Annotated in this window: 11 protein-coding genes and 1 pseudogene; 2 read left to right on the top strand and 10 right to left on the bottom strand. The window is 73.6% G+C overall.

The window, feature by feature from the left end:
* Positions 1–492: DUF8842 C-terminal domain-containing protein (locus tag ABT381_RS33135; RefSeq protein WP_502965734.1), on the top strand; the 492-nt coding region annotated here is incomplete at its 5' end.
* A gap of 260 nt (positions 493–752) precedes the next feature.
* A complete protein-coding gene (locus ABT381_RS33130; RefSeq protein ID WP_351600893.1) occupies positions 753–1,037 on the top strand; it encodes a hypothetical protein in 285 nt (94 codons plus the stop codon).
* Between the two features lie 123 nt (positions 1,038–1,160).
* Here the strand turns inward: ABT381_RS33130 and der are convergent, their stop codons facing one another.
* From der to ABT381_RS33080, 10 genes and pseudogenes are all read right to left on the bottom strand, one after another.
* Positions 1,161–2,621 carry a ribosome biogenesis GTPase Der gene (gene der, locus ABT381_RS33125; protein ID WP_351600890.1) on the bottom strand — a complete coding sequence of 487 codons (1,461 nt, stop codon included), beginning with the start codon at positions 2,619–2,621 and terminating at the stop codon, positions 1,161–1,163.
* A 110-nt stretch (positions 2,622–2,731) separates the two neighbouring features.
* Positions 2,732–3,397: a lysophospholipid acyltransferase family protein gene (locus ABT381_RS33120; RefSeq protein WP_351600887.1), complete on the bottom strand. Its 666-nt coding sequence runs from the start codon at positions 3,395–3,397 to the stop codon at positions 2,732–2,734.
* Positions 3,394–4,119 carry a (d)CMP kinase gene (gene cmk / locus ABT381_RS33115; RefSeq protein WP_351600884.1) on the bottom strand — a complete coding sequence of 242 codons (726 nt, stop codon included), beginning with the start codon at positions 4,117–4,119 and terminating at the stop codon, positions 3,394–3,396. Before cmk ends, ABT381_RS33120 begins: the two co-directional genes overlap by 4 nt.
* 121 nt (positions 4,120–4,240) lie before the next feature.
* Positions 4,241–5,326: a prephenate dehydrogenase gene (locus ABT381_RS33110; RefSeq protein WP_351600879.1), complete on the bottom strand. Its 1,086-nt coding sequence runs from the start codon at positions 5,324–5,326 to the stop codon at positions 4,241–4,243.
* The gene (gene aroH / locus ABT381_RS33105; protein ID WP_351600876.1) at positions 5,323–5,685 is read right to left on the bottom strand and encodes a chorismate mutase; all 363 of its coding nucleotides are present in this window, start codon (positions 5,683–5,685) and stop codon (positions 5,323–5,325) included. The genes ABT381_RS33110 and aroH overlap by 4 nt, the downstream gene beginning before the upstream one ends.
* A gap of 111 nt (positions 5,686–5,796) precedes the next feature.
* Positions 5,797–6,804: an ADP-ribosylglycohydrolase family protein gene (locus ABT381_RS33100; RefSeq protein ID WP_351600873.1), complete on the bottom strand. Its 1,008-nt coding sequence runs from the start codon at positions 6,802–6,804 to the stop codon at positions 5,797–5,799.
* A gap of 93 nt (positions 6,805–6,897) precedes the next feature.
* The gene (locus ABT381_RS33095; RefSeq protein ID WP_351600870.1) at positions 6,898–7,998 is read right to left on the bottom strand and encodes a pseudouridine synthase; all 1,101 of its coding nucleotides are present in this window, start codon (positions 7,996–7,998) and stop codon (positions 6,898–6,900) included.
* Complete coding sequence (scpB, locus tag ABT381_RS33090) at positions 7,998–8,711, bottom strand: SMC-Scp complex subunit ScpB (protein ID WP_351600867.1); 714 nt, start codon at positions 8,709–8,711, stop codon at positions 7,998–8,000. Before scpB ends, ABT381_RS33095 begins: the two co-directional genes overlap by 1 nt.
* A complete protein-coding gene (locus ABT381_RS33085) occupies positions 8,708–9,757 on the bottom strand; it encodes a segregation and condensation protein A (RefSeq protein WP_351600864.1) in 1,050 nt (349 codons plus the stop codon). Before ABT381_RS33085 ends, scpB begins: the two co-directional genes overlap by 4 nt.
* A gap of 160 nt (positions 9,758–9,917) precedes the next feature.
* Positions 9,918–10,195, bottom strand: a pseudogene (locus tag ABT381_RS33080) (hypothetical protein); the annotation flags it as partial.

The following is a 10,195-nucleotide window of genomic DNA, read 5'->3' as shown; positions in this document are numbered from 1 at the left end:
GGGCCGACGCCGGCCCCGCGTCAGGCGACCCTCGGCGTGACCTGCGGCCTGGTCCTGGTCGAGGGCGACCTGCGGCCCGCGCTGGTGGTGGAGCCGAACGGCCCGATCGCGCGCCCCGGCTCGGCCGGCCTCGACGACGACTTCCTGCCGCTGCTGCGGGAGCAGGGCTTCCACCCGGTCGAGGACATGGCCGTACTGCCGGCGGGCGGGACGGGCTGGTCCGTGCTGCTCGCCATGGGCCAGCTGCACGCCGTGCTCCAGGACAGCGGCGAGGCCGGCGGGCAGAACGCCTGGTGGAAGGCGCACCAGCCGCTCCCGGTCTCCGACGGCTGGCGCGCGGCGGTCAACAAGTCCCGGACGGTGGTGGTGTACGCGGCGCCGCACGGCTCGATCGGCCAGCAGCCGCGCGAGGACCTGATGCGCGAGGCGCTGGAGAAGGCCGCGGCGCGGGGACAGCTGGTCGCCATGGCCATGCCGCTGGCCGGCACCTGAGCCGCCGTCCGGCGGGCCCACGGGCGGCCGTTCCCCACGGAGGGGGCGGCCGCCCGTCCGCGTACGGATGTCCGAGGCGTCACGCGCACGCGGCGCGGGTCCTGCGACTGCGGGCCTCCGGGCCCTACAGAAGTTCGTGTATGCCCCGCGATCAGCCGATTCGCCACCAAAGGCCGCATCCCGCGGGGCTCCGGGTCGTTGGCACAGACGTGCACCCATACGACCCGTCCCCCCGCGCCCCGTTCCACTCCATCCCCGGCATGCGCCCGTCGTACGAGCCCGCCGCGCACCACCCGGAGCGTGGTTCGGCCACGCCGATCTACGACGCGCTCTACGCCGAGTACCGCCGCTCCTTCCGGGCCCTGCCCGGGGACCGTACGGGCGAGGACGAGCTGAGTCCGGAGGTGCTGCGGCGGATCTGGCGGCGCACCACGCCCGCGGCGGCCGGCCGCCGCGAGGTGCCGCTGCCCCCGCAGCACTCCCGGGGCCACGCCCCGGCCGCGCTGCCCCCGGCGCCCCGCGACAACCGCCCGTACCGCCACTGAGTACGCGAACCGAGCACGCGAAAGGGCCCGCCCGCACCGCTTCCGGCGCGAGCGGGCCCGTCCCGCTGCTGCTGAGAGCCCGTGTCCGAGCAGGCTCTTGCTTCTGCTGCTTCTCTGCTTCCGCTACTTCTTCCGGCCGCGCTTCTCGCGCACCCGCACCGAGATGTGGATCGGGGTCCCGTCGAAGCCGAACTCCTCGCGCAGCCGGCGCTCGATGAAGCGGCGGTAGCCGGCCTCCAGGAAGCCGGAAGCGAAGAGCACGAAGCGGGGCGGCTTGGTGCCGGCCTGCGTGCCGAAGAGGATGCGCGGCTGCTTGCCGCCGCGTACCGGGTGCGGGTGCGAGGCGACGATCTCGCCGAGGAAGGCGTTCAGGCGGCCGGTCGGCACCCGGGTCTCCCAGCCGGCGAGCGCGGTCTCGATGGCCGGCACGAGCTTCTCCATGTGCCGTCCGGTACGCGCCGAGACGTTGACCCGCATCGCCCACGGGATCTGCACGAGGTCGCGCTCGATCTCCCGCTCCAGGTAGAAGCGGCGCTCCTCGTCGAGGTTGTCCCACTTGTTGTACGCGATGACCAGCGCGCGGCCCGCCTCAACGGCCATGGTGATGATCCGCTGGTCCTGCACGCTGATCGACTCGCTCGCGTCGATCAGGACGACCGCGACCTCCGCCTTCTCCACGGCGGCCGCCGTGCGCAGCGAGGCGTAGTAGTCGGCGCCCTCCTGGAGGTGGACGCGCTTGCGGATCCCCGCGGTGTCCACGAACTTCCAGGTCTTGCCGCCCAGCTCGATCAGCTCGTCGACCGGGTCGCGGGTGGTGCCGGCCATCTCGTTGACGACCACCCGCTCCTCGCCGGCGACCTTGTTCAGCAGGGAGGACTTGCCGACATTCGGGCGGCCGATGAGCGCGATGCGGCGCGGGCCGCCGAGAGCCGTGCCGAAGGTCTGCTGCGGCGCCTCGGGCAGCGCGTCCAGCGCGGCGTCCAGCAGGTCGCCCGTGCCGCGGCCGTGCAGGGCCGAGACCGGGTACGGCTCGCCGAGGCCGAGCGACCACAGCATGGCCGCGTCCGCCTCGCCCGACGCGCCGTCGACCTTGTTGGCACACAGCACGACCGGCTTGCCGGCCCGGCGCAGCAGCTTCACCACGGCCTCGTCGGTGTCGGTCGCGCCGACCTTGGCGTCCACGACGAAGACCACCGCGTCGGCGGCCTCGATCGCGAACTCCGCCTGCGCGGCGACGGACGCGTCGATGCCGAGCACGTCCTGCTCCCAGCCGCCGGTGTCGACGACCTTGAAGCGGCGGCCGTTCCAGTCCGCCTCGTAGGTCACACGGTCACGGGTGACGCCGGGCTTGTCCTCGACGACGGCCTCGCGGCGGCCGATGAAGCGGTTCACGAGAGTCGACTTGCCGACATTCGGGCGGCCGACGACGGCGAGGACGGGCAGCGGGCCGTGGCCGGCCGCCGCGATGTCGCCCTCGACCTCGGCCGGGTCGAAGCCCTCCTGCGCGGCGAGCTCCATGAACTCCGCGTACTCCGCGTCGCCGAGCTCACCGTGCTCGTCGCCGCTGTGGATCTGGTCGTTCATGAAGTCCGTTCCTCGTTCTGCGTGGTCGGTGGGCCGCCGTCCCGGCGCCCACTGCTCAAAGTGTCAGGGGGTCCGTGCGGATTCCCCCGGCGAAGCGGCTGACCGGCCGGTCACGTGCCGTGCCGGCCGGTCAGCCGCTTCGCCGTCGTCAGGTGCGCGGTCAGCCGCTCCTGGATGCGTACGGTCGCCTCGTCCAGCGCCTTCCGCGTCCGCCGCCCGCTGCCGTCCCCGGCCTGGAAGGCGTCGCCGAAGACGACGTCGACGCGGCTGCGCAGCGGCGGCAGCGCCGGTATCGCCCGGCCCGCCCGCTCCGCGCTGCCGAGCACCGCGACCGGCACGATGGGCGCTCCCGAGCGTACGGCGAAGTACGCCAGCCCCGCGCGCAGCGACGCGAAGTCGCCCTCGCCGCGGGTGCCCTCCGGGAAGATGCCGAGTACCCCGCCGCGCTCCAGCACGCCCAGCGCGTCGGTGATCGCGGTCCGGTCGGTGCCCGTCCGGTCGACCTTCAGCTGCCCGATGCCGCGCAGGAAGGGGTCCAGCGGCCCGGCGAAGGCTTCCTTCTTGACCAGGAAGTGCACCGGCCGGGGCGCGGTGCCGATGATCATGGGCCCGTCGATGTTGTGCGCGTGGTTGCCCGCGAGGATCACCGGGCCCGCCGACGGCACCCGCCAGGCGCCCAGCACCCGCGGCTGCCACAGGCCGTACATGAGGCCGATGCCGATCCGCCGCCCGATCGCGGCACCGCCGGCGCTCGGCAGCCGGTCGGAATCGGTCACGCGGCGCTCTTCTCCGCGATCTTCGACTCGATGAGGGTGACCACGCACTCGATGACCTGCTCCAGGGTCAGGTCCGTGGTGTCCACCTCGACCGCGTCGTCGGCCTTGGCCAGCGGCGAGGTCTTGCGGGCCGAGTCGGCGGCGTCGCGCTTGATCAGCGCCTCGCGGGTGGCGGCCAGGTCGGTGGCCTCCTTGCCCTTGAGCTCACCGCTGCGCCGGGCGGCACGCGCCTCGGGCGAGGCGGTGAGGAAGATCTTCAGGTCGGCGTCGGGCAGGACGGTCGTACCGATGTCCCGGCCCTCGACGACGATGCCGCGCTCGGCGGAGCCGGCGATGGTCCGCTGCAGGTCCGTGATCAGGCTGCGCACCTCGGGGACGGCGCTGACGGCGCTGACCGCGGAGGTGACCTCCTTCGTACGGATCGGGCCCGCGGCGTCCTGGCCGTCGACCGTGATCGTCGGCGCCGACGGGTCGGTGCCGGAGACGATCGCGGGCTTGGCGGCGGCCGTGGCGATGGCGGTCGGGTCCTGGATGTCGACGCCGTTGGACAGCATCCACCAGGTGATCGCGCGGTACTGGGCACCGGTGTCCAGGTAGCTCAGCGCCAGCTTGGCGGCGACCGCCTTGGACGTGCTGGACTTGCCCGTGCCGGAGGGGCCGTCGATGGCGACAATCACTGCTGCCGGGGCGGTCCGGGCGGCGGTTTCCACGGTGACGAACACCTTTCCTTGTGCACGGGGCGGGGATCCTGCGGCCGAATGGGCCTCGGACAAGGTTACCGGGTACACGCAGACACGTTTTCCCCCCAGGGGAGTGGGGGGTTTGTGACGCTTCCCGCGCCGCCTACTGGCGGATGGACCAACCGCGCTCGCGCAGCGCCGCGGTGAGCACCGGCACCGCCGACGGCTCGACCGTGAGCTGGATGAAGCCCGCCTGCTGGCCGGTCGCGTGCTCGATGCGGACGTCCTCGATGTTGACGCCCGCCTGCCCGGCGTCGGCGAAGATCCGCGCCAGCTCGCCCGGCTGGTCGCCGATGTGCACGGCCACGATCTCGTACGCGGCGGGAGCGGCGCCGTGCTTGCCCGGCACCCGCTCGCGGCCCGCGTTGCCGCGCCGCAGCACGTCCTCGATGCCGCCGGCGCCCGCGCCGCGCTTGGCCTCGTCGGCGGACTGCAGCCCGCGCAGCGCCTGCACGGTCTCGTCCAGGTCGGCCGCGATCTCGGAGAGCACGTCCGCGACCGGTCCCGGATTCGCCGAGAGGATGTCGATCCACATGGCGGGGTCCGAGGCGGCGATGCGGGTCACATCGCGGATGCCCTGACCGCACAGCCGTACGGCGGTCTCGTCGGCGCCCCGGAGGCGCGCCGCGACCAGGCTGGAGACCAGCTGGGGGGTGTGGCTGACCAGGGCCACCGCGCGGTCGTGCGCTTCGGCGTCCATGACGACCGGGACGGCCCGGCACAGCGCGACCAGCTCCAGCGCGAGGTTGAGCACCTCGGTGTCGCCGTCGCGGGTCGGCGTGAGGACCCACGGCCGGCCCTCGAAGAGGTCGGCGGTCGCGGCCAGCGGCCCGGACCGCTCTTTGCCGGCCATCGGATGCGTACCGATGTACGGGGTGAGGTCCAGGCCCAGCGCCTCCAGCTCGCGCCGCGGGCCGGCCTTGACGCTGGCGACGTCCAGATACGCGCGGGCGCGGTTTCGGCGCATGGCGTCGGCCAGCGCCGCCGCGACGTGCGCGGGCGGCACCGCCACGATCGCGAGGTCGACGGGGCCCTCGGGCTCCTCCACGGTCCCCGCACCGAGCGCCGCCGCCGTACGGGCCTGCGCCGGGTCGTGGTCGGCGAGGTGCACCCGCACGCCGCGGGCGCTCAGCGCCAGCGCGGCCGAGGTGCCGATCAGTCCCGTCCCGAGGACGATCGCGGTCCTCACTGCGCGATGTCCTTCCGCAGCGCGCCGGCCGCGCCCAGGTAGACGTGCGCGATCTCCGCCTTGGGGAGGTCGCTCTCGACGTGCGCCAGGATCCGCACCACGCGGGGCATGGCCCCGGCGATGTCCAGCTCCTGCGCGCAGATCAGCGGAACGTCGGTGATGCCCAGCTTGCGGGCCGCGACGGCGGGGAAGTCGCTGTGCAGATCGGGCGTGGCCGTGAACCACACGCTGATCAGGTCGTCCGGCACGAGGCTGTTGCGCTCCAGGATGGCGGTCAGCAGCTCGGACACCTGCTCATGCATGTGCTCCGCGTCGTCCCGCTCCAGCTGAACGGCCCCTCGGACCGCACGTACCGCCACGTCCCTGCTCCTCGCGTCTTCCGCCGGTGCGCCGCCGCACCCGTCCACCTGATCAGCGTATCGACTGCCACCGACAGCCGCCGTCCGCGCCCGCCCTGCGAGACGGGCGCCTCAGTCCCAGAGCCGGCCGAGGGAGCGGAGCTCGTCGCGGTGTTCGATGCGGTCGACCCAGGCCGCGGGCCAGGCGTCGGCGCCGAGGTGGGCACCGGCGAAGGCGCCGGCCAGGCAGGCGATGGAGTCGGAGTCGCCGCCGGTGACGGCGCCGCGGCGCAGTGCCGTGACGGGCTCCTCGGGGAAGAGCAGGAAGGAGAGGAGGGCGGTGGCCAGGGCTTCTTCGGCGATCCAGCCCTCGCCGGTGGCCAGGCACGGGTCGGCCTCCGGGGTGGGGCTGCGGAGGGCGGCGTCGAGGCGGTCGAGGACCCCGAGGCAGTCGTCCCAGCCGCGGGCGATGAACGCTTCGGGGGAGTCGTCGTGGGCGTGCCTCCAGAGGTCGCCGAGCCAGTCGGCACGGTAGAGCGTGCGCTGGTCGCGGGCGTAGGCACGCAGGAGGGCGGGGAGGTCGGCGGCGCTTGCACCCTGGGCGAGGGCGTGGATCGCGTACGCCGTCAGGTCGCTCGCGGCGAGGCCGGTGGGGTGGCCGTGGGTGAGCGCGGACTGGAGCTGGGCGGCGCCCGCCCGCTGGTCGGCGGTCAGGCCGGGGGCGAGCCCGATCGGGGCGACGCGCATGTTGGCGCCGCAGCCCTTGGAGCCGATCTGGCTGGCCTCGGCCCAAGGGCGGCCCGGCTCGCTCAGCAGGCGGCAGGCGGTCAGGCAGGTGTTCCCGGGGGCGCGGTTGTTGTCCGGGGAGCGCCACCAGGCGACGTACTCGCTGCGTACGGGTGGCTCGAAGGCCGCGGCGTCCAGGGGGCCGCTTTCCATGGCCGCGCGGAGGCCGCGGGCGAGCGCGAGCGTCATCTGCGTGTCGTCGGTGATGTACGCGGGCGTGGGCAGGTCGAGCCCGCGCCACGGGCCGTACGCGGCCTCGATCGCCGGAACGCTCTTGAACTCGGTCGGGTAGCCGAGCGCGTCACCGAGGGCGAGCCCGAGGAGCGAGCCGGTCGCGGAATCCTTCGCGGACATGAGAAAAACCACCCCTTAGTCGTCATGGTGACGATAAGGGGTGGTCCCCCGCTGCCGCAACTGTGGACGGGCGGGCACGCGACCCGGTACGGCCTAGAGGTCGACCTCGCGCATCAGCATGCCGACCTCGGTGTTGGTCAGCCGGCGCAGCCAGCCGGACTTCTGGTCGCCGAGCGAGATCGGCCCGAAGGAGGTCCGGACGAGCTTCTCGACCGGGAAGCCGGCCTCGGAGAGCATCCGGCGCACGATGTGCTTGCGGCCCTCGTGGAGGGTCACCTCGACGAGGTAGTTCTTGCCGGTCTGCTGCACGACCCGGAAGTGGTCGGCGCGCGCGTACCCGTCCTCCAGCTCGATGCCGTCCTTGAGCATCCTGCCGATCTCGCGCGGCAGCGGGCCCTGGATGGCGGCGAGGTAGGTCTTCTGCACGCCGTACCGGGGGTGGGTCAGGCGGTGCGCCAGCTCACCGTGGTTGGTGAGCAGGATGATGCCCTCGGTCTCCGTGTCCAGCCGGCCGACGTGGAAGAGCCGGGTCTCGCGGTTGGTGACGTAGTCGCCCAGGCACTGGCGGCCGTCGGGGTCCTCCATGGTGGAGACGACGCCGGCCGGCTTGTTCAGCGCGAAGAAGAGGTAGGACTGGGTGGCGACGGTCAGGCCGTCCACCTTGATCTCGTCCTTCTCCGGGTCGACGCGGACGCCCTGCTCGGTGACGATCTGGCCGTTCACCTCGACACGGGCCGCGTCGATCAGCTCCTCACAGGCGCGCCGCGAGCCCATGCCCGCGCGGGCCAGCACCTTCTGGAGCCGCTCGCCCTCCTGGTCGCCGAAGGTCTTGGGGGTCTTGACCTGGGGCTTGTCGTACCGGGCGCGGTTGCGCTCCTCGATCTTCGCGTCGAGCTCGCGCGGGCGGGCCGGCTGGGAGCCGCGACCGCGGGCCCCCTTGGCGCCCTTGCCCTCCTGGCTGCGCGGGCTGACCTTCGGGCCGCCCTTGGCGCCGCCGCGGGCCGCCGCGCCGCGTCCCTTGCGGGGCGCGTCGCCGGAGCCGGAGCCGGAGCCCGAGCCGGAGCCGGAACCGCCCACGTCGTAGCGGCGCTCCTCCGGACGGGGCTTGCCCGCGCGCTTCTGCTTGTCATCGCGTTGGTTGCCCGCGCCCCGGTAGTTACCCCTACCGCTGCTGTTCCTGCCGCTGCTTCGCATCAATGATCCGTCTGAGAGTCGCCGCTGTCGTCTACGTCGAACGACGGCACACCTTCCCGGGAGTCGCCCTCGACCGCGTCCGCCTCGGGGAGGAACGGGGCGAGCTCGGGGAGCTCGTCCAGGCCCCGCAGGCCCATCCGCTCCAGAAAGTAGTTCGTCGTCCTGTACAGGATCGCACCTGTTTCGCCTTCCGTGCCCGCCTCCTCGACCAGACCGCGCTGCAAGAGGGTGCGCATCACGCCGTCGCAGTTGACACCGCGCACGGCAGAGACCCGGGACCGGCTGACCGGTTGACGGTACGCGACCACGGCCAGAGTCTCCAATGCGGCCTGCGTCAGCCGGGCCTGCTGGCCGTCCAGGACGAAGCTCTCCACGGCGTCCGCGTACTCCGGGCGGGTGTAGAACCGCCAGCCGCCCGCGACCAGCCGCAGGTCGAAGCCGCGGCCCTGCCGGGTGTAGTCCTCCGACAGTTCGCGCAGCGCGATCGTCACGTCACGGCGGCGGCGCTGCAGCACCTTGGCGAGGTGCTCCTCGGTGGCGGGCTCGTCGACGACCATGAGGACGGCCTCGAGCGCGGGCTTGAGATCGAGGGCCGCGACCCCGAGGGCGCCGGCCGGCGCTTCGGGGAGCTCCGGGGCCTGCGCCTCCGGGAGGTCGTATGCCTCCTCCGTGCCGACGGCCGGCCCGTCCCGGTCCGTGCTGACGTCGCTCATGCCGTCTCCGTCTCCTTCTCGGTCTTCCCCTCGGCCGGCTGCTCCGGCGGCCGGTCGAACTCGTCCGTGACGACCGGCTCGGCGCCGTCCTCCGTACCCGCCCAGCGGACGGTCAGCTCCCCCAGCGCCTCGGGCTGGTCGAGGACGACCGCGCGCTCCCGGTACAGCTCCAGCAGCGCCAGGAAGCGGGCGACGACCGTGAGCGTGTCCGGCGCGTCCTCGGTCAGCTCCTGGAAGGACGCCTCGCCCGCCGCGCGCAGCCGCGCCACCATCACCTCGGCCTGCTCCCGGACGCTGACCAGCGGCGCGTGGATGTGGTCGACGTACACCTGCGGCTTGGCCTTGGGCTGCATCGCCTTCACGGCGAGCCGCGCGAACCCCTCGGCGCCGATGCTGATCACCACCTCGGGCAGCAGCTCGGCGTGGTGCGGTTCGAGCCCGACGGTACGCGGGTACCGGCGCGCCTCGTCCGCCAGGCGGCGGCTGAAGATGTCGGCGATCTCCTTGTACGCGCGGTACTGGAGCAGCCGTGCGAAGAGCAGGTCGCGCGCCTCCAGGAGGGCGAGGTCCGCCTCGTCCTCGACCTCGGCGGCGGGCAGCAGCCGCGCGGCCTTGAGGTCCAGCAGGGTGGCCGCGACGACCAGGAACTCCGTCGTCTGGTCCAGGTCCCAGTCCGGGCCCATGGCCCGGATGTGCGCCATGAACTCGTCGGTGACCTGCGAGAGCGCGATCTCGGTGACGTCCAGCTTGTGCTTGGAGATCAGCTGCAGGAGGAGGTCGAAGGGGCCCTCGAAGTTCTCCAGGTGGAGGGTGAACCTGCCGTCACCGGTGACGGTGGCATCCGCGGGCTCGGCGGGCTCCGGTACGTCGTCCGGTTCCGGCTCGGCGGGCTCCGGGGTCGGCTCCGGTACGGCTTCCCGTACGGGCTCCGGCTCGGCCGCCTCCGGCTCCGGAGAGAGGTCCGGCTCCGGGGCCGGGCCGTGGCCCAGGGAGCGGCGCGGGGTGCGCGGGGCGGGCGCTGCGGGGTCGTCGTGGGTCGTCGGCATCGTGGTCCATACGCTGCGGTCCCGTGCCGCGCGCGGCGCCGGGCTGATCACCGGCGGGCGGCGCCCACCGGTGTCCGAAGGCTAACCCGCCGGGGCCCGGCCGGCGCGGACCCGGCCGCCGGGGCGGCCGGAGTTCCGCAGCCTGGCCTCAAGAAGGCGCTCAGCGGCCCCTCAGACGCCTCACGAGGATGCTGGCGTCCCCCCGGGACTCCAGGTCCGCCAGGACGACGGCGACGGCCTCACGGACGATCCGGCCGCGGTCCACCGCGAGGCCGTGCTCGCCGCGCAGGACCAGGCGCGCGTGCTCCAGGTCCATCAGCTCCTCGGCGGAGACGTACACGGTGATCTTCTCGTCGTGCCGCTCGCGGCCGCTGGGGCGGCGGTTCGCGCCCCGGCCGCCGCGCCGCCGGGTCCCCCCGGAGGCCTGCGCCCCGGGGC

The organism is Streptomyces sp. NPDC000151, from assembly GCF_040301705.1.
In the GTDB taxonomy this organism is placed as follows: domain Bacteria; phylum Actinomycetota; class Actinomycetes; order Streptomycetales; family Streptomycetaceae; genus Streptomyces.
The sequence above is the reverse complement of the archived record's forward strand: the minus strand, read 5'-3'. Positions and strand labels throughout refer to the sequence as shown.

Bases quoted from the DNA above. Each gene is read 5' to 3' on its own strand.
- ABT381_RS33130 (WP_351600893.1), top strand. From the start codon at position 753: ATGCGCCCGTCGTACGAGCCCGCCGCGCACCACCCGGAGCGTGGTTCG.
- der (WP_351600890.1), bottom strand. From the start codon at position 2,621: ATGAACGACCAGATCCACAGCGGCGACGAGCACGGTGAGCTCGGCGAC.
- ABT381_RS33100 (WP_351600873.1), bottom strand. From the start codon at position 6,804: ATGTCCGCGAAGGATTCCGCGACCGGCTCGCTCCTCGGGCTCGCCCTC.
- ABT381_RS33095 (WP_351600870.1), bottom strand. From the start codon at position 7,998: ATGCGAAGCAGCGGCAGGAACAGCAGCGGTAGGGGTAACTACCGGGGC.
- scpB (WP_351600867.1), bottom strand. From the start codon at position 8,711: ATGAGCGACGTCAGCACGGACCGGGACGGGCCGGCCGTCGGCACGGAG.
- ABT381_RS33085 (WP_351600864.1), bottom strand. From the start codon at position 9,757: ATGCCGACGACCCACGACGACCCCGCAGCGCCCGCCCCGCGCACCCCG.